The organism is Actinopolyspora mzabensis, from assembly GCF_900101095.1.
GTDB classification, from domain to species: domain Bacteria; phylum Actinomycetota; class Actinomycetes; order Mycobacteriales; family Pseudonocardiaceae; genus Actinopolyspora; species Actinopolyspora mzabensis.
The window spans coordinates 64,094-84,321 of sequence record NZ_FNFM01000004.1; the positions used below are offsets into that span (position 1 = coordinate 64,094).

Below are 20,228 nucleotides of genomic sequence, written 5' to 3' on the forward strand. Positions count from 1 at the left end.
TGCCCGGATCGTTCGCCCTACTCCCGTCCCGGGAACGCGGGCGCGCTCGGTTCGATTCCCAACCGCAACCGCCACCGCGTCGCCCTGGTGGCGGCCTCGGTCAGGCAGGTCAGCGCCAGCTCGCTCAGCTGCCGGCTCTCCGAGCGCTCCAGCACCGCCAGCCATCCGACGGAGCAGTCCTGTTCCGCCGCGAGCAACGCGCGCAGTGCCGAGTTCTGGTCGGTGACGGCTTTCGGCGGACGGTACGCCGGTTCGGCCGAGGGTGGCGCCGCACCCGCGGCGCGCAGCAATCGTCGTGCGCGATCGCGATGCTCGCGATGTGTCGCAGCGGCCTCGTCGACCTCCGATCTCACCTTCGGTTCCTCGGTGAAGGCCGTTGCCAGTCCGTAGAGCCACACCGCGGCGTGCTCTGCCTCCAGCGCTTTCCGCGCCGCCTGTTCGCTCGATTCGGAGAGTTCCGTCGTACTCATGCCACGACCTCCCGCAGGCCCGCGCAGCCAGCCGAGACGCACCCCGCGAGCCCCGCTCGATAGCCGGACAGCTCGGGAACGGTTCGGGCCGCCTGGCGCTGTGCCTCTTGCAACGCCGTCCGCAGGCGCTCCGCGGCCTGCTCGGCCCCCGCGGCGTTGCCCTGCCGTTCGCTGGGGGCAGTGCTCGTCCTGGTGGATTCACCACCCGCCAACCGGTCGATCTCGCGCCGTAGCTTCCCGGCGTGTTCCTCGCGTGCGTCGGCGATGACCCGCGCGCTCCCGGCGATCTCGGGGTGGCTCTCGGCCGTGGCTCGTGCCAGCTCCGCGTCGGCTCGCGCCGTCTCGGCGAGCTCGAGCAGCGGGTCCGGGTCCGGTTCCGCGGAACCGGAACAGCTCAGCAGTGCCGGTGAGAGCGTGGCCAGCGCCGAAAGGCGCAGCAGGGTGCGTCGGTCCACGTTTCCGGCGGGGGCGTCGCGGCCGATCCGGGGAGGAAAATCCACGGTCACACATATTGCCAGTCGGTGGCGGGGATCGGTCGCCAGTGGTCCCGTGATCGTGTCGTTATCGCTTCGCCGTACGCCGCGCTCGGCAGCGGTTGGACGCGATACCCTGGAATACCACGGTCACCGTCGGTGCGTCCCGACCGTGGGGCTTCGCTGCCCCGCGAAGCGGTTGACGTCGGCACGAAGGAAAATCATCCGGCGTCGCCAGCACCGGACAATTTCAGCCGCCGCGAACTTTTTGGAGTGCAAACGTGTCCAGCCCGCCGCGGGACGAGATAGTCGCGCGCCTGACGCCCACCGTTTCGCAGGCCGTAGCGGAGGTGGGATACGACCTCGAGGAACTCGACGTGCAGCAAGCCGGTCGCCGGCGGCTGGTCAAAGTGATCATAGATGCCGACGACGGGGTGGCGCTCGATGACATCGCCGATGTCAGCAGAGCCCTGTCCAAGGTGCTCGACGAGCACGACCACGTGCTGGCGGGGCCATACAATCTCGAGGTCACCTCACCCGGTGTCGATCGTCCACTGACCAAACAGCGGCACTGGCATCGTGCTCGCAACAGGCTCGCCAGGATCAGAACGGTCGGCGGTGAGGAGCTGCTCGGCAGGGTCGGCCCCGCGGCAGAGCACGGTGTGCTGGTTCTGGCCGATGGTCGTGTTCGTCGGTTGATTTACGGTGACATCGAGCGCGCGGTGGTCGAGGTTGAGTTCCAGCAGCCACCGGCGGAGGAATTGGTCAAGCTCGATCGGGCTGCGGACGTTGCCGCGGACGACGGCGGCGACGGAAATGACACGGAGGAGTCGAGGTGAACGTCGACATCGCCGCGCTGCGGGCGATCGAACGCGACAAGGACATCCCATTCGAGACGGTCCTGCAGGCTATCGAGTCGGCCCTGCTGACGGCCTATCGCCACACGGAGGGGCATCAACCGCACGCCAGGGTCGAGGTGGACCGCAAGACCGGCGTGGTGCGTGTGATTGCTCACAGTCTCACTCCCGAGGGGGAGGTCGCCGAGGAATGGGACGACACGCCGGAAGGGTTCGGCAGGATCGCTGCCACCACAGCGCGCCAGGTGATCCTGCAGCGGCTGCGGGACGCCGAGCACGAGAAGACCTTCGGTGAGTTCTCCACCAAGGAGGGGGAGGTGCTGGGCGGAGTCATCCAGCGCGACGCCAGGGCCAATTCCCGCGGCATGATCGTTGTGGAGGTCGGTGACAGCGAGGGCGTCATCCCGGCGGCGGAGCAGGTGCCGGGAGAACGCTACGAGCACGGCAGCCGGATCAAGTCCTACGTGGTCGGCGTTTCACGCACGGTGCATGGTACGCAGATCACTCTCTCGCGTACCCATCCGAACCTGGTCCGCAGGCTGTTCGCCCTGGAGGTTCCCGAGATCGCCGACGGGACCGTGGAGATCCCCTCGGTGGCCAGGGAGGCCGGGCATCGCTCCAAGATCGCCGTACGGTCGACGGTCGAGGGGGTCAATGCCAAGGGGGCCTGTATCGGTCCGATGGGCGCCCGGGTGCGCAACGTGATGAACGAGCTCGGCCAGGAGAAGATCGACATCATCGATTACTCCGACGATCCGGCGACTTTCGTGGGTAACTCGCTTTCGCCCGCTAAGGTAGTCTCGGTGGAGGTCGTCGACGAACGAGCGAAGACGGCACGGGTGATCGTGCCGGATTTCCAGCTCTCGTTGGCGATCGGCAAAGAGGGGCAGAACGCCAGGTTGGCGGCTCGGCTCACGGGATGGCGCATCGACATTCGCAGTGATGCCGATCCGAGTTCGCCCGCCACGACCGCTGGGCATCCGGATGCCGAACCCCCGGGTGTGGAGGGGGTCGTCTCCCAGGTGAATGATCTGCCGACCGTGGGTTCGGCGGAGTGAGAACTACGGGTTAGAATCACAGGTGGCTCAGCGCGAGGGGAGCGAGAATTCGTACACGATCGACCGGTAACCGTGGAACTCACGAGCCGATCCGGACGTGTATCGGTTGTCGCACCCGGACGTGGGCTTCCGATCTGCTGCGGGTGGTGGCCGAGGATGGCCGTGGGGCCGTTCCCGATCCCGGGCGCAGGATTTCGGGACGGGGTGCGTGGTTGCACCCCGATCCCGCGTGTCTACGTTCGGCCGAACGGCGTCGGGCCTTTTCACGCGCATTGCGCGTGCGAGGACAACTCGACGGCACAACAGTGCAGGCCTATGTGGAGCAGGTTGCTCACGAGCAAGCCAACACGGGTTTTTCCCGTACCGGTCAGTTAAAGGAAGCAGGTCGACCCGTCATGAATCAGCCGTGAAGCTGAAGCCATGAACGCGCACCGGCAGTAGGACGAGGTCGAGCGGGTCTGCCGCCCGACCTCACCAGATGAGGAGAGCAGTGGCAGGTAAGGCCCGCGTGCACGAGCTCGCCAAGGAGCTCGGCGTTACAAGCAAGGACGTACTCAACAAACTCGCCGACCAGGGCGAGTATGTGAAGTCCGCGTCGTCGACGGTGGAAGCACCTGTGGCACGCAGGTTGCGCGACGCGTTCACCAAGGCGGACAAGTCCACCGCGGCCGCAGCGGACAACGGTAGTACCGCTACGCAGTCGAAGTCGGAGAACAAGACGAACGGGCAGGACACCAAGGCCCAGTCCGAGCAGAGCACGGCGCGCTCCGGTTCCGAGAAGACGGCCTCCCGGGTTCCCAAGCCCGGACCGAGGCCCAAGCCCGGACCGAAACCTGGCCCACCCGAGACGAAACCCGCGGCCCAGGCCGACTCGGAGCAGTCCGGCGGCGATGCCGACTCCCAACGTTCCCGGCCGCCCGCTGCCGAGTTCCAGGACGAGACCGGCTCCCGGGAGGAACAGGCCAAGGGAGCCGACTCGAGTGGCCAGGGCAACGGATCGCAGCAGGCTCCGGCCGACAAATCGAACAAGCAGGCCCGGGCGGCCTCCGGCCAGGACGGACCGGCGAAGAGCGAGCGCCAGGTGCCCAAGCCCGGACCGCGCAATGTGCCCAAGCCCGGACCGCGGTCTTCGGACGACCAACAACAGCAGCAGGCCGGCGGCGAAAGCAGCGACGGCAGCGTAGTGCCGCCCAAGCCGCAGGCTCCCAAGCCGGGACCGCGCTCGCCGCGGGTCGGCAACAACCCGTTCGGTGTCGGCAGCGGTTCCCCGGGACAGCGCGGCGGCTCCGGCGGAAAGCAGGGTGGCCAGGGTGGTTCCGGCGGCCAGCGTCAGTCCGGTCGAGGCGGTCAGGGACAGGGCGGTCAGCGTCCGGAGAAGCAGGGCGGCGGCCAGCGTTCCGAGAAGCAGGGCGGCGGCCAGCGCCCGGACAAGCAGGGCGGTCAGCAGCAGGGCTCGGGACAGGGCCAGCAGCAGACCCCCGCGGCCAAGAGCAACCAGCGCAGTGAAGGTGCTGCAAAGCCGAACCCCGGCATGATGCCGCCTCGCCCGAACCCGGGCATGATGCCCTCCCGGGCACCCAAGCCCGGTGGTGGCGCCGGCAGCGGTTCCGGTGGCGGCGGTCGTGGCGGTCCCGGTGGTGGCCGTGGTCGCGGTCGCGGTGGCAACGCTCCGGCCGGTGGCCCCAGTGGCCCCAGTGGCCCCGGTGGTGGCCGTGGTGGTCCGCCGAGCGGCGGCGCCCCCGGCGGCGGTCCCGGTGGGGGCCGTAGCGGCAGCGGCGGCGGTTTCCGGGGACGCCCCGGGGGCGGTCCGGGAGGCGGCCGTGGTGGCACGGCCGGTGCCTTCGGCAAGCCGGGCGGTCCGTCCCGGCGCGGGCGCAAGTCCAAGCGCCAGAAGCGCCAGGAGTACATGGACAACATGCAGGCGCCCTCGGTCGGCGGGGTGCGGCTGCCGCGGGGTAACGGCGAGCCGTTGCGGCTGCGCCGAGGTGCCTCGTTGACCGACTTCGCCGAGAAGATCAACGCCAACCCGGCTTCGCTGGTGCAGGCGATGTTCCATCTCGGTGAGATGGTCACCGCCACGCAGTCCGTCTCCGACGAGGTCCTCGAACTGCTCGGCCAGGAGATGAACTACAAGGTCGAGATGGTCAGCCCCGAGGACGAGGACCGGGAACTGCTCGAGTCCTTCGACCTCAGTTTCGGTGATCCGGGCAGCAGCAGCGACGAGCTGATGTCGCGTCCGCCGGTCGTGACCGTGATGGGGCACGTCGATCACGGTAAGACGAGGTTGCTGGACACCATCCGCAAGTCGAACGTCCAGGAGGGCGAGGCAGGCGGAATCACCCAGCACATCGGTGCTTATCAGGTGCAGACCGAGCTGGCTGGCCAGGACCGTCCGGTCACCTTCATCGACACACCCGGTCACGAGGCGTTCACCGCCATGCGTGCCCGGGGTGCGAAGTCCACCGACATCGCTGTGCTGGTCGTGGCCGCCGACGACGGCGTGATGCCGCAGACCGTCGAGGCGATCAACCACGCCCAGGCGGCGAGCGTGCCGATCGTGGTGGCGATCAACAAGGTCGATGTTCCGGGTGCCGATCCGGACCGCATCAAGCAGCAGCTCACCGAGTACAGCCTGGTCGCCGAGGAGTACGGCGGCGAGACCATGTTCGTGGAGATCTCCGCGAAGCACGGCCAGAACATCGAGGGGCTGCTCGAGTCGATCCTGCTCACCGCGGACGCCACCCTCGACCTGCGGGCCAATCCGAGCATGCAGGCCCAGGGCGTGGCGATCGAGGCGCATCTCGACCGCGGTCGCGGCCCGGTGGCTTCCGTGCTGGTGCAGCGCGGCACGCTGCGGATCGGGGACTCGATCGTGGCCGGTGGGGCGCACGGCCGGGTACGTCGGATGATCAACGAACACGATCAGGACGTCACCGAGGCCAAGCCGTCGCAACCGGTCCAGGTCGTAGGGTTCACCTCGGTTCCCGGCGCCGGTGACACCTTCCTCATGGTCAACGAGGACCGGGTGGCGAGGCAGATCGCGGATCGCCGTGCCGCCAGGATCCGCGAGGCGCAGAACGCAGCCAAGCGCAAGCGTGTGAGCCTCGAGGACCTGGACAAGGTCCTGCAGGAGACCAACCAGCTCAACCTGATCATCAAGGGCGACAACTCCGGTACCGTCGAGGCGCTGGAGGAGTCCCTGAACAAGATCGAGGTCGGGGACGAGGTCGAGCTGCGGGTGATTCACCGTGGTGTCGGCGGCATCAACGAGAGCGACATCAACCTCGCCACGGCGGAGAACACCATCGTTCTCGGGTTCAACGTCCGAGCAGAGGGCAAGGCGGCCGAGGTCGCCAACCGCGAAGGTGTGGAGATCCGGTACTACTCGGTCATCTACCGCGCCATCGAGGACATCGAGCAGGCCCTCAAGGGCATGCTCAAGCCCGAGTACGAAGAGGTGCAGCTCGGCAGGGCCGAGGTGCGCGAGGTGTTCAAGTCCTCCAAGGTCGGTACCATCGCCGGTTCCATGGTGCTCAACGGCATCGTGCGGCGTAACTCCAAGGCCCGGCTGTTGCGGGACAGCGTGGTCGTGGCGGAGAACCTCACGATCAGCTCGCTCAAGCGGTTCAAGGACGACTCCACCGAGGTCCGCGAGGGCTTCGAGTGCGGTATGACCCTGGGATCGTACTCGGACATCAAGGAGAGCGACATCATCGAGGCCTACGAGATGCAGGAGAAGCCGCGCATCTGAGACCTCTTCGGTGGGTGGGGACCGAGCGTTCGGTCCCCACCGTGCCGTGGGTCTCGTGCCGGCGTGGAATGCCGATGTACGTAGGTGCGCTCGAACTGGATGTGCTGCTCGGTGACGTTCAGTCGTTGAAGCAGAAACGTGCGGTGGTCCGGCCGCTGGTCTCGGAACTGCGGCGGCGCTTCGACGTCGCGGTCGCCGAGGTTGGTGGCAACGATCTCTACCGCCGCGCGGTCATAGGGGTCTCGGCCGTCTCCGGAGAGGCGGGGCAGGTTCGAGAGGTTCTGGAAGCGTGCGAGCGCGCGGTCGCCGGACATCCGGAACTGGAACTGCTTTCTACCCGGCAGCGCATGCTCGGCCCACAGGATTGAGCTTGTTCCCGCGAGCCGACATGTGCTCTGCTGCCCGTCAGGGGTGACGGGTTCCCCCTCGTGGGCACGGGGAGTGCCCTCGCGAGTTGTCGGACGAACACGACTATGGGGTCGTCCCGTGGGGGATCGACCGACAGAGGAGGTGCGCCGTGGCTGATTCGGCGCGCGCCCGCAGACTGGCCAAACGTATCGCGCAGATCGTGGCTTCCGGGCTGGAGCACGAGGTCAAGGACCCCAGGCTGGCCATGGTGACCATCACCGACGCGCGACTCACCGCCGACCTGCGGGACGCGACTGTTTACTACACGGTCTTCGGTGACGACACCGACGAGAGCGCCACAGCGGCGGCGCTGCACAGTGCCGCCGGCGTGCTGCGTTCCCGGGTGGGACAGCAGACCGGGGTCCGGTTCACACCGACGCTGACTTTCGTCCCCGATTCCGTCCCGGGTAACGCGCGTAGGTTGGACGAGGTCCTCACCCAGGCCAAGGAGGCCGACGCCGAGGTGGCGCGACTCGCTTCGTCCGCCACTCCGGCGGGGGAGCCGGACCCGTATCGCTCGTCCGAAGCGGAGACCGTCGAGGACGTCGGCCCCGCTACGGCCGGCGGCGAGGACGAGCAGGACTTCGGTGGTCGACGGGACTGAACCGGAGATCTCGTACGGGGCGCTTCTCGTGGGCCGGGGGTAGTTCCCGGGGGCGCTGCCGTGCTTCTTGTCGCGGACGTCGACTCACCGGTGCTGGAGCCCAGCGAGGAGTGCCCGTCGAATGGGAGCGTTCCCCCTAGGGGGAACCCCTCTCACTCGCGGTTACGGGCGCGGAAAGCTGCCACGTTCACCCGATTCGCACAGCGGGTCGAACAGAACTGTTTGGTCCGGTTGGCCGTAGTGTCCAAAAAGTAGTTCTCGCAGTCCGGGGCCGCGCACCGTCCCCATCGGTCGCTGCCGTGCCGCACCACTCCTTGCGCGAGTCCCCACGCGGCGACCGCTGCCATCTCCACTGCCGGCTCGGCGTCGACGTCCGCGACGTGGATGTGCCATCCCGCGCCGTGGTCGGACAGCCTCGGGCGTGGTGGATGGGCCGTAAGTAGTTCGTTCGCCTCCGCGAGCAGCGTCGACGCGTCGCCGTTACTGGCCGCCGCCAGCGCTCGTCGGATTCCCGCAGCGACCTCTCGCAGCACGCGCAGGTCGGACTCGGTGACTCGTTGTGCCCACCAGGGTTCGTGCCGCAGTGCTTCGCGCAGCGTCTCCGGGCTCGTCAGATCCGCGTTGGCGAGACGAACCGCACCCGCCGTGTAATCGGCATTGTCCATGACTGATCCTTACCGTAGCCTCTGTGTAAGGGTCGGTTCCCGTGTTTACAGCTTACTGGAGGTGTGGTGTCCGAGACCGATGAACGGGTTCCGGTGCGGCGGGTGCTCGCGCTGGCTCTCCCGGCGTTGGCCGTGCTGGCCGCGGAACCGCTGTACGTACTCGTCGACACAGCCGTGGTCGGGCACCTTGGCGCGATTCCGCTGGCAGGGTTGGCGCTGGGCGGGACGCTGTTCACGGTTGTCTCCAGTCAGCTGACTTTTCTCTCGTACGGCACCACGGCTCGAGCCGCGCGACTGCACGGGGCAGGACGACGTGCCGATGCCGTCTCGGAGGGTGTGCAGGCGACCTGGCTCGGTGCCGGGGTCGGTTTGGGCATCCTGCTGCTGGCGCAGTTGTTCGCCGGTCCGGTCGTGCGGTTGATGACCGGTGGCGGGGCCATCGCGGAGGTCGCGACAGGTTGGCTGCGCATCGCGTTGCTCGGGGCTCCGATGGTGCTGATCAGCCTCGCCGGGCACGGGTGGATGCGTGGGGTGCAGGACACGGTTCGGCCGTTGCGTTACGTGTTGGCGGGCAACGCTGTCTCGCTCGTACTCTGCCCCGTGCTGGTCTACCCGGTTGGCTGGGGAGTGGAGGGCTCCGCGGTGGCCAACGTGGTCGGCCAGACCATCGCGGCGAGCCTGTTCGTCCGTGCGCTGCTGACGGAACGGGGCACCACTCTCCGTCCGGACACCGCGATGATGCGCGCCCAGCTCTCGCTGGGCCGGGATCTGATCCTGCGCACCCTGGCCTTCCAGGCGTGCTTCCTGTCCGCCACTTCGGTGGCGGCACGGACCGGCGCGGACACCGCGGCTGCCCACCAGGTCGTCTGGCAGCTCTGGAGCTTTCTGGCGCTGGTACTCGACTCGTTGGCTATCGCCGCCCAGTCACTTGTGGGAGCGGCGCTGGGACGAGAGGCGGCGCGCGCGGCCAAGAGCATCGGAAAGCAGGTGAGCTGGTACGGACTCGGCTTCGGTGTGCTGCTCGGCGTGTTGTTCGCCGTGCTGTTCCCCGTGCTGCCGTCCGCCTTCACCAGCGATTCCTCGGTGCTGGCCGAGATCCCCTACGCCTGGTGGTTCTTCGTGGCCCTGCAGCCGGTCGCCGGGATCGTCTTCGCGTTGGACGGGGTGCTGCTCGGCGCGGGTGACGCCGCCTACCTGCGAACAGCGACGATGCTCAGTGCCGCGATCGGCTATCTCCCACTGATCTGGCTCTCGCTGGTCTTCGGCTGGGGGCTGGCGGGCATCTGGACCGGACTGAGCCTGTTCATGTTCGGTAGGTTGTTGACGCTGCTCTCCCGGGCGCGCTCGGATCGGTGGGCTGTCGTGGGAGCCAGGCGGGTTCCAGGCGAGGCCACGGCCCGCCAGCAGTAGCCGGTTTCGGTAGGTAGTGCCGGGAGCTGCTCAGTTGCCGTTCCAGAACCAGTCCGTGCCGCGCACGTCCTTCATGGCCGAGCGACGCTTCTCGGCGTCCAGCCGCTGCAGGTAGACGATCCCGTCCAGGTGGTCGGTCTCGTGCTGCAGACAGCGCGCCATCAGGTCGGCCCCCTCGACGGTGACCGGTTCGTTGCGCAGGTTCACCCCACGAACCACCGCGTGGGAGGCCCGATGCGTGGGGTAGCTCAGACCGGGGACGGACAAGCAGCCCTCCTCCCCGTCCTGCTCCCCCGAGGTCGACACCAGCTCCGGGTTGAGGACGTAGCCCTTCTCACCGTCGACGTTGTAGCTGAACGCCCGCAGGCTCACCCCGATCTGTGGCGCGGCCACACCGGCGCGCCCCGGTTCGGTCACGGTGTCCAGCAAGTCCGTGACCAGTGAAGTTATTCTGTCGTCGAAGACAGTGACCGGTTCCGCCACCGTGCGTAGCACCGGGTCGCCGAACCGTCGGATCGGCTTGATCGTCACCCTCAACCTCCTGCTCCTGCGCGCGCACCACGTTAGCGAGCCGTGTTTCAGAGGTGCACCTCGGGGCGTGTGTCCGGCGGGGGAGACCCGTTTCGGTCCGGTCGTCGATATCAGGCAGGATGGGGTGTCGTGCCGCGTCAGACCCGTACCTCTTCGCAGCAGACAGTTCCCGCCGGTTTGTTGGTCGTGGACAAACCGGCGGGGATGACCTCGCATGACGTCGTTTCCCGCGTTCGTCGCATCATGGGTACCCGCAAGGTCGGGCACGCCGGAACGCTCGATCCGATGGCCACCGGTGTGTTGGTGCTCGGTTTGGAGCGCGCCACCAAGCTGCTCGGCCACCTCGCGCTCGACACCAAGGCCTATCTGGCCACTGTCCGACTCGGTTCGGCGACCGATACCGAGGACGCGGACGGGGAAGAGGTCTCCACCGCCGACGCTTCCGGGGTCACCGAGTCCGCCGCGGCGGCCGCGATGGCCGAGTTGACCGGTGACATCGAGCAGGTTCCCAGCAAGGTCAGTGCGGTGAAGATCAACGGGCGCCGTGCCTACGAGCTCGCCCGCAGCGGCGAGGAGGTCGAGCTGAGCGCCCGGCCGGTCACCGTCTCGCGGTTCGACCTGCTCGCCACCCACTCCGCCGGTGAGGCTCTCGACCTCGACGTGATGGTGGAGTGCTCCTCCGGGACCTACGTTCGCGCGCTGGCACGCGATCTGGGGGAGCGGTTGGGTGTCGGGGGGCATCTGACCAGACTTCGCCGTACCCGGGTCGGTCCGTTCGGGCTGGTAACCGCCCACGGTCTCGAGTACCTGGAACAGCACCCCGAGCTGTCCATGGACCTCGATCAGGCCGTCGCCGCAGCTTTCCCGCGGCATCAGATCGACGCGGCAACCGCACGGGCACTATCGCACGGCAAATCCGTCGCCGGCGCGGACATTGCCGGCACCTACGCGGCGTTCGACCCCGAGGGGCACGCCCTCGCGCTGTTGCGGAATCAGGGGACGACGGCCAAACCGGTGTTGGTGCTGCGTCCGGCCGGGTGACGAGCGGCGACGCCTCGTCGTCCCGGGAGAGCTCGTCGTTTCCGGCGATGAACCGCCGCCTCGGAGGCCGCCGGTGTGTTGCTGCTCCCGCTCGGGCTCGTCACGAGGCTCTTCGCGGCGACACGCCCAGGTCCCGCCCGTGTGGCACGCACGGCTAGATAGGGTGGAAAGCCGTGCAGCGTTGGCGTGGCTTGGAGCAGCTTCCCAGTGGGTGGGGCCGGTGTGTGGTCACCATCGGAGTTTTCGACGGGATGCACCGGGGGCATCAGCAACTGATCGGGCAGGCGGTGCGGCGGGCGCGCCAGCGCGGTCTGCCGTGCGTACTGGTCACCTTCGACCCACATCCGGCGGAGGTGGTCCGCCCGGGCAGTCATCCCGCCCAGCTGACCACCCTGCAGCGCAGGGCCGAACTGGCAGAGAAACAGGGAGTCGACGTTTTCTGCGTGCTCCCGTTCACCGCGGAAATGTCGCGAATGCCCGCCGACGAATTCGTTCACGAGATCATCGTGGAGCGGCTGCACGCCGCGGTCGTCGTGGTGGGCAAGAACTTCACCTTCGGCCACAAGGCAGCGGGGGACATAAACCTGCTGCACACGCTCGGGCAGCGGTTCGGTTTCGAGGCCGAGTCCGCCGAACTGCTGGGCGGCCACACCGACGGGGTGGAACAGCACGAACCGCCGGTCACGTTCTCCTCGACCTTCGTGCGTTCCTGTGTCGACGCGGGTGACGTGGCCGCCGCTGCCGCCGCGCTGGGGCGCTATCACCGGCTGGAGGGGATCGTCGTTCGCGGCACCGGCCGAGGGGGGAGGGAACTCGGATACCCGACCGCCAATCTGTCCACCCCCGAGTTCGCGGCCATACCTGCCGACGGGGTCTACGCCTGTTGGTTCACACATCGGCAGCGTGGCGCGACGGAGCCGGAACAGACCCTGCCCGCCGCGGTCTCGGTCGGGAGCAATCCCACCTTCTCCGGCACCGAGCGCACCGTGGAGGCGTTCGTACTGGATGTCGATCGCGATTTCTACGGCGAGTACGCCGAGTTGGACTTCGTGGAGCGGTTGCGCGGAATGGTTCGCTTCGACTCGGCCGAAGAACTGGTCGCTCGGATGGCGCAGGACGTGGCCGAGACACGTGCTCTCCTCATGCCGCGGTGATCCGGTCCGCCGTACGGTTGACTAACCAGGCATTATGAAACATTTTTCGGATTCCGGCCCCGTGCATGTCGTCGGCCTGGCAATATTCGGAACTCGAGAGGGTTCATCGATCCGAACGGCAGCCGGGGGGAGCCAACGTGCAGGAACGCGAGGTCGTCCAGCGGAATCTGGCGTTGCAACGTCAGTGGTACGGCGAACCGCTGGGCGATCGGGTACGGCGACTGGTGGTCGCCTACCGCACTTCACAGGCTCAGTTGGCGGAAGTACTGGGGATCAGCGCACCGATGCTCAGCCAGGTGATGAGCGGCAGGCGTGCCAAGATCGGTAATCCCTCCGTGCTGGCCAGGCTCGTCATGCTGGAACGCAAGGTGTTCACCCCGGGGGTGGCAGCCGGGGAGTCCGAAGCGATGCAACAGGCACTCGAGGACGTCAAGGACTCCCGGCCCGCGCTCGGAAGGGACAGCATGCCCGTTCGGCAGGTGGGAAACGGTGAGGAAGCGGTGCGGCCCGCCCTGCGGCAGATCGCCCAGCCGCACGAGCTGGAATGGGCTGCCGACCTGCTGGACGGCTACCATCCCGCCCTGGCCGGGCTGTTGCGAAGAGCCGCTTCCGGCGAGACCAGGTCCGAGGACAGCAGACCCGCATGAGTGGTGGCCGCGAGTGGGGCACTGCCCGAGGTTCGGCCCGGGACTCGCCGTGGAGACGCCGTGACGGCGAACGTGGGACGCGTCCCGGTGCGGAACGCGACACCCCCGCTGGTGGACCTCGGGAGGATTCCTGATGCGTTTGTTCACCGCGTTCTGGCCCTCCGAAGCCGCCGTCGCCCACCTTGCCGCCGTGTTGCACGAAAACCGGCGCGGTAAGTGGTCGGGTGGAGCGGAGCGGACGCGCGGGTTCCGTCCGATCCCGCCCCGCCGGTGGCACATGACCCTGTGCTTTCACGGTGACGACGCCGATCCGGACACCGTGGCCGCCCGTTTACGGGCCGGGGTGGCCGAACTCCACGAGAGCGAACCGGAGTTCGCCGTGCCGCCGTTGTGCCTGGCCGGGGCCGGCACGTTTCGCGGCGCGCTCTGGGTGGGGGTCGCGCCGGAGAACGAGGTCGACAGCGGTGGGGTCGCACCCGTGCTGCGCAGGGTGGCCCTGCTGGCAGGAGCGGACGTGCGGCGTTTCCGCCCACACGTTACGGTCGCTCGCTGGTCGGGCGGTAGAGTGGAGCCCGATCGGCTCACCGATCGGTTGAACAGCTATGTGGGACCGGCCTGGTCGGCGGGCTCGCTCGACGTGGTCGCCAGTGAGCGGCACTCGGGAATGCTGACCTATCGGACGGTGTACCGGGTTCCGCTGAATCCTCGGTGACACGCCTCGCAGCGGGTATACCGCTTTTCGCCGGTCTCCCTGTTATGCTCGGTGGCAGCCTCCGGCTGCGGTCCGTGGCGGCCGGAGATCAGCCAGACGGGTGATTGCCAGCTTCGAGTGTTTGGCTTCAACCGAACGGTGACGATACGTAATCCGATGTCGTGCCCAGCACGGTATCGGCGGCACGGGACACGAAAAACAAGGAGACTCACTCGTGGCGCTGTCCACTACCGACAAGCGGCAGATTCTGTCCGAGTACGGCCTGCACGAATCCGACACCGGATCGGCCGAGGCACAGGTCGCCCTGCTGACCCACCGGATCTCGGGGCTGACCGAGCACCTCAAGGAACACAAGCACGACCACCACTCGCGTCGTGGCTTGCTGCTGATGGTCGGCCGTCGCCGTCGGATGCTCAACTATCTGACGCGGGTCGACATCACGCGCTACCGCTCGCTGATTCAGCGACTGGGACTGCGCCGCTGACAGTTCGCCCGGGGGAGTGGCCGCGTTGCCACTCCCCTTGGTGTATGGAGTGGAACTCCACGAGCGACGTCCGGATCACGACCGGCAAGCGACACAGGGTTTCCAACACAGAGTCCACACCGCTGCCAAGCAGAGGCCTTCGCCGGTCCTCGGTAGTGGCCACAGGGGGTGCCGGAATGAACATCCCCTGGGCTTCGATCGATGACCGGCCCCGTCGGACCACGCTGCGTGCGGTCGTTGTGGTCTCTGCGTTCGGAGGAGCCCGCAATTTCTAGGAGCATGAGTTGACAGACTCGCAGTCATACGACGACGGGGTGTACGAAAGCACCGCCGTCCTGGACAACGGTGAATTCGGCCAACGCACCGTCCGTTTCGAGACCGGCAGGTTGGCCAAGTTGGCGGCGGGCAGCGTCACCGCTTACCTGGACGACGGCACCATGCTGTTGTCCGCCACCACCGCCTCCAAACAACCCAAGGACAGCCTCGACTTCTTCCCGTTGACGGTCGACGTCGAGGAGCGGATGTACGCGGCGGGCCGTATCCCGGGCTCCTTCTTCCGCAGGGAGGGCAGGCCCTCCACCGACGCGGTCCTGACCTGCAGGCTGATCGACCGCCCACTTCGCCCGAGCTTCGTCGAGGGGCTGCGCAACGAGGTGCAGGTCGTGGTCACGGTCATGAGCCTGAACCCCGAGGACTCCTACGACGTGCTGGCGATCAACGGGGCCTCGGCCTCCACCCAGCTGTCCGGACTCCCCTTCTCCGGCCCGGTCGGCGGCACCAGGATGTCGCTGATCGACGGCCAGTGGGTCGCCTTCCCGACCCACGAACAGCTCAAGCGGTCCGTGTTCAACATGGTCGTGGCCGGACGCATCGTCGGTGACGACGTGGCGATCATGATGGTCGAGGCCGAGGCCACCGAGGGGACCGACGAGCTGCTCGCCGAAGGTGCTCAGGCGCCCACCGAGGAAGTGGTCGCGGGTGGTCTGGAGGCGGCCAAGCCCTTCATCCGGGTGCTCTGCGAGGCGCAGCAGCGGTTGGCCGAGGCCGCCGGCGATGCCACCGAGGAGTACCCCGTCTACCCGGCCTACGCCGAGGACGCCTACACCGCCGTGGAGCAGGCCGTTTCCGGGGAGCTGGCCGAGGCGCTGGCCATCGGCGGCAAGCAGGAGCGGGAGCAGCGGCTCGACGAGCTGAAGGAAATCACGCTGCAGCGGGTCGGCGTCGAGGAGGGCGAGGCCTTCGCGGGCAGGGAGAAGGAGCTCGGTGCCGCGCTGAAGGCGTTGACCAAGAAACTGGTCCGCCAGCGCATCCTTCGGGACAAGGTCCGCATCGACGGCCGTGGCCTGACCGACATCCGCGGTCTCTCGGCCGAGGTGGGTGTGGTTCCCCGGGCACACGGCTCGGCGCTGTTCGAACGCGGCGAGACACAGATTCTCGGGGTGTCGACGCTGAACATGCTCCGGCTGGAGCAGACCATCGACAGCCTCGGACCGGACACCAGCAAGCGTTACATGCACCACTACAACTTCCCGCCCTACTCCACGGGCGAGACCGGTCGAGTGGGTACGCCGAAGCGGCGTGAGATCGGGCACGGTGCGCTCGCCGAACGCGCACTGGTCCCGGTACTGCCGGGCAGGGAAGAGTTCCCCTACGCGCTGCGGCAGGTTTCCGAGGCGCTGGGCTCCAACGGTTCCACCTCCATGGGTTCGGTCTGTGCCTCCACACTGTCGCTGCTGAACGCCGGTGTTCCGCTCAAGGCCCCGGTGGCGGGCATCGCCATGGGGCTGGTCTCCGACGAGGTGGACGGGCAGACCCACTACGTGGCGCTGACCGACATCCTCGGTGCCGAGGACGCCTACGGCGACATGGACTTCAAGGTCGCGGGCACCAAGGACTTCATCACGGCCCTGCAACTGGACACCAAGCTCGACGGCATCCCCTCCGAGGTGCTCGGGCAGGCGCTGGGACAGGCCAGGGACGCCCGGTTGGCCATCCTCGGCGTCATGGCCGAGGCGATCGGGTCTCCGGACGAGATGAGCCCGCACGCACCGCGGGTGACCTCGATCAACGTTCCGGTGGACAAGATCGGTGAGGTCATCGGCCCGAAGGGCAAGATGATCAATACGATCACCGAGGAGACCGGTGCCGAGATCACCATCGAGGACGACGGCACGATCTACGTCGGCGCTTCGGACGGCCCCTCCGCGGAGGCGGCCATCGATCGAATCAACTCGATCGCCAACCCACAGCTGCCCAAGATCGGTGAGCGTTTCCTCGGAACGGTGGTGAAGACCGCCGCGTTCGGTGCTTTCGTCTCCCTGATGCCGGGCAAGGACGGTCTCGTCCACATCTCGAAGCTCGGCAACGGCAAGCGCATCGGCAAGGTCGAGGACGTGGTCAACGTCGGCGACAAGCTCCGGGTGGAGATCGCCGACATCGACAGCAGGGGCAAGATCAGCCTGGTTCCGGTCGACGAGGAGTCCGAGTCGGTCAACGTCGACGAGGCCTCGGTGCAGCAGCCGTCAGAGGCGGAGTGAAGATCCTTCGGAACCGGCGTTCCCGGCAGGGAACGCCGACAGGCCGAACCTCGGTCAAAAGTTCCGAGTCGATGATGACGGTCCGTGCGACGTGACCCGGCCCGCCCGGAACTCTCCGGGCGGGCCGCACTCGTCGGTGGCCACTGCACGCCCCGTCCGCTCCTCGTCGCTCGCGGGGGACGGTGCGCCGGCCGGGGGGATGCGAGCAATATCGTGCCCGCAGGGGATCGTGCAGCTTTCGAAAGGAGTCGAGCCGGTGGAGCCGATCAGGGTCGGGGTACTCGGTGCGCGCGGGAAAATGGGGTCCGAGGCCGTTCGGGCCCTCGGGGAGGCAGCCGACACCGAACTGGTCACCGAGATCAATCGGGAGGATTCGCTGCGTGGATTGTCCGAGGCCGGGGTCCAGGTGGCGGTGGATCTGACCCATCCGGATTCGGTCATGGACAACCTGGCGTTCTGCGTGGAGCACGGTATCCACGCCGTGGTCGGCACGAGCGGTGTCGGTACCGAGGAGCTGAGCAGAATTCAGGGGTGGCTGGGTGAACAGCCGCGGATCGGCGTGCTCGTGGTCCCGAACTTCGCCATCGGGGCGGTGCTGGCCATGAAGTTCTCCGAGATCGCGGCGAGGTACTTCGACTCGGCCGAGATCGTCGAATCGCACCACCCCCGCAAGGCCGATGCCCCCTCCGGGACCGCGGCCCGGACCGCGCGGATGATCTCGCAGGCCAGGGCCGAGGCGGAACTGGGGCCCATGCCCGACGCGACCACCAGGGACCCGGGGGGCGCCCGGGGTGCGGAGATCGACGACGTCCACGTGCACGCGGTGCGCATGACCGGCCTGGTCGCGCATCAGGAAGTGCTGTTCGGCACCGAGGGGGAGACGCTGACGGTGCGGCACGACTCCTACGACCGGCGTTCCTTCATGCCGGGGCTGTTGCTCGCGGTGCGCGAGGTCGGCCGCCGCGAGGGAGTCACCGTGGGCCTGGATCCCCTGCTGGGGCTGTGATGTCCGAGGACGCGAAACGCCGTTCGTGGTCGCCGGGCGCGCGCGGAGCCGCGTTGCTGCTCGCGCTCGTGCTCGCGGTGTACCTGGTGCTGCTGGGACGGCGGGCGGTGACAATGCTGCTCAGCGGTGTTCCGGCGTTCGCGGTGCTCGGCGTGGCGGTTTTCGTGCTGCCGGTCCTCGGTGCCCTCCTGGTTATCGACCAGATCCGGTTCGGGATGCGTACGCAGCACCTCGCGGAGCGGATGAGTGACGAGGGGACGCTGCCGGACGTGTCGCATCTGCCGCTTCGTCCCTCGGGCCGAGTGCGGCGCGAGGCCGCCGACGAGTGGTTCGAGACCAAGCGCGCGGAACTGGAGCGGACCCCGAACGACTGGCGGGCGTGGTACGCCCTGGCGCAGGCCTATGATCTGGCGGGTGACCGGAACCGCGGCCGTCGTTCGATGCGCAGAGCCATCGAGCTGGAACGGCGGGATTCCGCGTGAACCGCACCCCGTTGAATCACTCGAAACGCAGCTCCAGAGTTCCGGTGACGCGAAGTTCGCGCAGTGGTCTGCCCCCCGCGTCCAGGGTCCGGACCGTTCCGTCCGGTTCCCAACCGACCCCGCGGTAGAAGGCCATGGACGCTTCGTCGGCCTCCGGGATCCATGCGATGCCTCGGGTGTTGCCCGCTTCTCGCAGCCGTTGGGCCAGCGTGCCGAGCAGTCTGCCACCGTGCCCCCGACGTCCCCAACGCGGCTCCACGAGCAGGCTGCTCACGAGCACGGTGTGGTTCGCGTCCTCCGGTACGGAGCCGTCCGCCGCGGCCGTTTCCGCTGCGGGAGCGGTACCGCCCACGCAGAAGCCGACCGTCCAGCTTCCCTCCGTGGCCAGCAGCACCGTCGTCGCGTTCTCCGCTACGGCCTCCGACCACTGCTGTTCGGTGGTGTCCTGGGTGAGCTCCTCCAACACACCGGGCGGCAGTAGCTCCGAGTAGGCGCTGCGCCAGGTGCCGAGCTGAATCCGGGCGATCTCTGCCGCGTCCGCGACTGTGGCGGTCCGTACCTCGGCGTCGGCCATGCCGAAAACCTAACGTGTCCACCCCGACGGGGTCAGTGGTGGTGGCCGAAACCCGATCGGCGCACGGATACCCGGCGCGTCGGTGCCCGCTGGCAGGATTGCCCGGTATGCGCACGATCGGTATCGCGGAGGCTCGACGGACAGTGCTGGCGGCCCAGGGATTCTCCGACCCTCCGGCAACCGGCACCTCGGACCGCGGGTTGCTGCGTCGCGTTCTGAAACGCACGAACCTGCTGCAGCTCGACTCGGTCAACGTGGCGGTGCGTGCCCACTACATGCCCCTGTTCAGCAGGATCGGCGGTTACGACAGGTCGGTGCTCGACGCCGCGGCCTGGCATCCGAACTCCCGGCGTCCTCGCATGCTCGTGGAGTACTGGGCGCACGAGGCCTCGTTGCTCCCGTTGGCCGATTGGCCGTTGCTGCGCTGGCGGATGCGGGAGTACGCCGACACCTCCCGGCGCCGTTACCGTCAGCTGTCGCAGCGCGCCCCCGGGCTGACCGACGAGGTGCGTACCGCCGTGAAGGAGAGCGGTCCGGTCAGCGCGGCGGAGTTGGAACGTGAGATCGGCGGAGCCAAGGTGGGAACCGGCACTTGGTGGAACCGTTCGGACACCAAACACGCCTGTGAACTCCTGTTCGCCGCCGGGGAGTTGACCACGGCCACCCGACGCGGTTTCCAACGCCACTACGATCTGGTCGAGCGCGTGCTGCCCCCGGAGATCCTGGCCCAGGACCCGCCGGAGGACGAGGCCGTGCGCGCGCTGGTCTCGCGTGCCGCCCGTGCGTTCGGCATCGCCACCGAACCGGATCTGCGGGACTACTACCGGCTGTCTCCGGAGCGTTCCCGCGCGGCGGTGAGCGAACTCGTCGAGCAGGGCGAGCTTCGCCCCGTCGCCGTCGAGGGGTGGTCGGAGCCGGCCTACCTGCATCGCGGTGCTCGTACGCCCCGTTCGGTCGGAGCTCGGGCACTGCTCTGCCCGTTCGATCCGCTGATCTGGTTCCGTCCCAGGGCCGAGCGACTGTTCGGCTTCCGGTACCGCATCGAGATCTACGTGCCCCGGCAGCAGCGGGAGTACGGGTACTACGTGTTTCCGTTCCTGCTGGACGATCGGATCGTGGCGCGGGTGGATCTCAAGGCGGATCGGCGGGCTGGTGTGTTGCGCGTTCCGGGGGCGTTCGCCGAACCGGAGGTGGACAGGGACCGCGTGGCCTCGGAGTTGGGCGTCGCCCTGCGGGAGATGGCCGACTGGCTCGGGTTGGACGAGGTGCTCGTCGGAGAGCGTGGTGATCTCGCCGCCGGATTGCGCCTCGTGGCGTGACCCTCGGACGGTCCGCTCCGTGCCCGTTGCCGCTACGCCGGCAGG

General features: G+C 67.9%; 21 protein-coding genes. 16 read left to right on the forward strand and 5 right to left on the reverse strand.

Annotation, left to right across the window (positions count from 1 at the left end):
• Positions 1-17: 17 nt before the first annotated feature.
• Together BLR41_RS07505 and BLR41_RS07510 are read right to left on the reverse strand one after the other, a co-directional pair.
• On the reverse strand, positions 18-470 hold the full coding sequence (locus tag BLR41_RS07505; RefSeq protein WP_092627290.1) for a ferritin-like domain-containing protein: 453 nt from the start codon (positions 468-470) through the stop codon (positions 18-20).
• Complete coding sequence (locus BLR41_RS07510; RefSeq protein WP_218119998.1) at positions 467-925, reverse strand: hypothetical protein; 459 nt, start codon at positions 923-925, stop codon at positions 467-469. The genes BLR41_RS07505 and BLR41_RS07510 overlap by 4 nt, the downstream gene beginning before the upstream one ends.
• Before the next feature lie 299 nt (positions 926-1,224).
• Here BLR41_RS07510 and rimP point away from each other — a divergent pair, with 299 nt between their 5' ends.
• The 6 genes from rimP (at position 1,225) to rbfA (ending at position 7,621) form a co-directional block, all read left to right on the forward strand.
• On the forward strand, positions 1,225-1,782 hold the full coding sequence (gene rimP, locus BLR41_RS07515; RefSeq protein WP_092627291.1) for a ribosome maturation factor RimP: 558 nt from the start codon (positions 1,225-1,227) through the stop codon (positions 1,780-1,782).
• Positions 1,779-2,858 carry a transcription termination factor NusA gene (gene nusA, locus BLR41_RS07520; RefSeq protein WP_092627292.1) on the forward strand — a complete coding sequence of 360 codons (1,080 nt, stop codon included), beginning with the start codon at positions 1,779-1,781 and terminating at the stop codon, positions 2,856-2,858. The genes rimP and nusA overlap by 4 nt, the downstream gene beginning before the upstream one ends.
• Before the next feature lie 47 nt (positions 2,859-2,905).
• On the forward strand, positions 2,906-3,268 hold the full coding sequence (locus tag BLR41_RS07525; RefSeq protein WP_218120021.1) for a YlxR family protein: 363 nt from the start codon (positions 2,906-2,908) through the stop codon (positions 3,266-3,268).
• An 80-nt stretch (positions 3,269-3,348) separates the two neighbouring features.
• Positions 3,349-6,609 carry a translation initiation factor IF-2 gene (gene infB / locus BLR41_RS07530; protein WP_176797871.1) on the forward strand — a complete coding sequence of 1,087 codons (3,261 nt, stop codon included), beginning with the start codon at positions 3,349-3,351 and terminating at the stop codon, positions 6,607-6,609.
• 74 nt (positions 6,610-6,683) lie between these two features.
• Positions 6,684-6,977, forward strand: a complete 294-nt coding sequence (locus BLR41_RS07535; protein WP_092627547.1) for a DUF503 domain-containing protein — start codon at positions 6,684-6,686, stop codon at positions 6,975-6,977.
• 149 nt (positions 6,978-7,126) lie between these two features.
• The gene (gene rbfA, locus BLR41_RS07540) at positions 7,127-7,621 is read left to right on the forward strand and encodes a 30S ribosome-binding factor RbfA (protein ID WP_092627295.1); all 495 of its coding nucleotides are present in this window, start codon (positions 7,127-7,129) and stop codon (positions 7,619-7,621) included.
• A 152-nt stretch (positions 7,622-7,773) separates the two neighbouring features.
• On the opposite strand, the gene BLR41_RS07545 is transcribed toward rbfA, so the two are convergent.
• On the reverse strand, positions 7,774-8,286 hold the full coding sequence (locus BLR41_RS07545; RefSeq protein ID WP_092627296.1) for a CGNR zinc finger domain-containing protein: 513 nt from the start codon (positions 8,284-8,286) through the stop codon (positions 7,774-7,776).
• A 66-nt stretch (positions 8,287-8,352) separates the two neighbouring features.
• Here BLR41_RS07545 and BLR41_RS07550 point away from each other — a divergent pair, with 66 nt between their 5' ends.
• Positions 8,353-9,696 (forward strand): MATE family efflux transporter, encoded by a 1,344-nt coding sequence (locus tag BLR41_RS07550; RefSeq protein WP_092627297.1) that lies wholly within the window; start codon positions 8,353-8,355, stop codon positions 9,694-9,696.
• A 30-nt stretch (positions 9,697-9,726) separates the two neighbouring features.
• Here the strand turns inward: BLR41_RS07550 and def are convergent, their stop codons facing one another.
• Positions 9,727-10,227: a peptide deformylase gene (gene def, locus BLR41_RS07555; protein ID WP_092627298.1), complete on the reverse strand. Its 501-nt coding sequence runs from the start codon at positions 10,225-10,227 to the stop codon at positions 9,727-9,729.
• A gap of 129 nt (positions 10,228-10,356) precedes the next feature.
• On the opposite strand from def, the gene truB reads away from it, so the two are divergent.
• From truB to BLR41_RS07595, 8 genes are all read left to right on the forward strand, one after another.
• The gene (gene truB / locus BLR41_RS07560) at positions 10,357-11,268 is read left to right on the forward strand and encodes a tRNA pseudouridine(55) synthase TruB (protein WP_092627299.1); all 912 of its coding nucleotides are present in this window, start codon (positions 10,357-10,359) and stop codon (positions 11,266-11,268) included.
• A 173-nt stretch (positions 11,269-11,441) separates the two neighbouring features.
• Positions 11,442-12,422 (forward strand): bifunctional riboflavin kinase/FAD synthetase, encoded by a 981-nt coding sequence (locus tag BLR41_RS07565; protein WP_092627300.1) that lies wholly within the window; start codon positions 11,442-11,444, stop codon positions 12,420-12,422.
• A gap of 137 nt (positions 12,423-12,559) precedes the next feature.
• A complete protein-coding gene (locus BLR41_RS07570; protein WP_092627548.1) occupies positions 12,560-13,069 on the forward strand; it encodes a helix-turn-helix domain-containing protein in 510 nt (169 codons plus the stop codon).
• Positions 13,070-13,202: 133 nt separating this feature from the next.
• A complete protein-coding gene (locus tag BLR41_RS07575; protein ID WP_092627301.1) occupies positions 13,203-13,781 on the forward strand; it encodes a 2'-5' RNA ligase family protein in 579 nt (192 codons plus the stop codon).
• A gap of 214 nt (positions 13,782-13,995) precedes the next feature.
• Positions 13,996-14,265, forward strand: coding sequence for a 30S ribosomal protein S15 (gene rpsO, locus BLR41_RS07580; protein WP_092627302.1), 270 nt, complete (start codon positions 13,996-13,998; stop codon positions 14,263-14,265).
• Between the two features lie 284 nt (positions 14,266-14,549).
• Positions 14,550-16,802, forward strand: a complete 2,253-nt coding sequence (locus BLR41_RS07585; protein WP_092627303.1) for a polyribonucleotide nucleotidyltransferase — start codon at positions 14,550-14,552, stop codon at positions 16,800-16,802.
• Positions 16,803-17,001: 199 nt separating this feature from the next.
• On the forward strand, positions 17,002-17,808 hold the full coding sequence (gene dapB / locus BLR41_RS07590; protein ID WP_092627304.1) for a 4-hydroxy-tetrahydrodipicolinate reductase: 807 nt from the start codon (positions 17,002-17,004) through the stop codon (positions 17,806-17,808).
• On the forward strand, positions 17,808-18,290 hold the full coding sequence (locus BLR41_RS07595; protein ID WP_092627305.1) for a tetratricopeptide repeat protein: 483 nt from the start codon (positions 17,808-17,810) through the stop codon (positions 18,288-18,290). The genes dapB and BLR41_RS07595 overlap by 1 nt, the downstream gene beginning before the upstream one ends.
• A 16-nt stretch (positions 18,291-18,306) precedes the next feature.
• On the opposite strand, the gene BLR41_RS07600 is transcribed toward BLR41_RS07595, so the two are convergent.
• Positions 18,307-18,864 (reverse strand): GNAT family N-acetyltransferase, encoded by a 558-nt coding sequence (locus BLR41_RS07600; protein ID WP_092627306.1) that lies wholly within the window; start codon positions 18,862-18,864, stop codon positions 18,307-18,309.
• 107 nt (positions 18,865-18,971) lie between these two features.
• Here BLR41_RS07600 and BLR41_RS07605 point away from each other — a divergent pair, with 107 nt between their 5' ends.
• Positions 18,972-20,183 (forward strand): winged helix-turn-helix domain-containing protein, encoded by a 1,212-nt coding sequence (locus tag BLR41_RS07605; RefSeq protein WP_092627549.1) that lies wholly within the window; start codon positions 18,972-18,974, stop codon positions 20,181-20,183.
• The last annotated feature ends 45 nt before the right edge of the window (positions 20,184-20,228 follow it).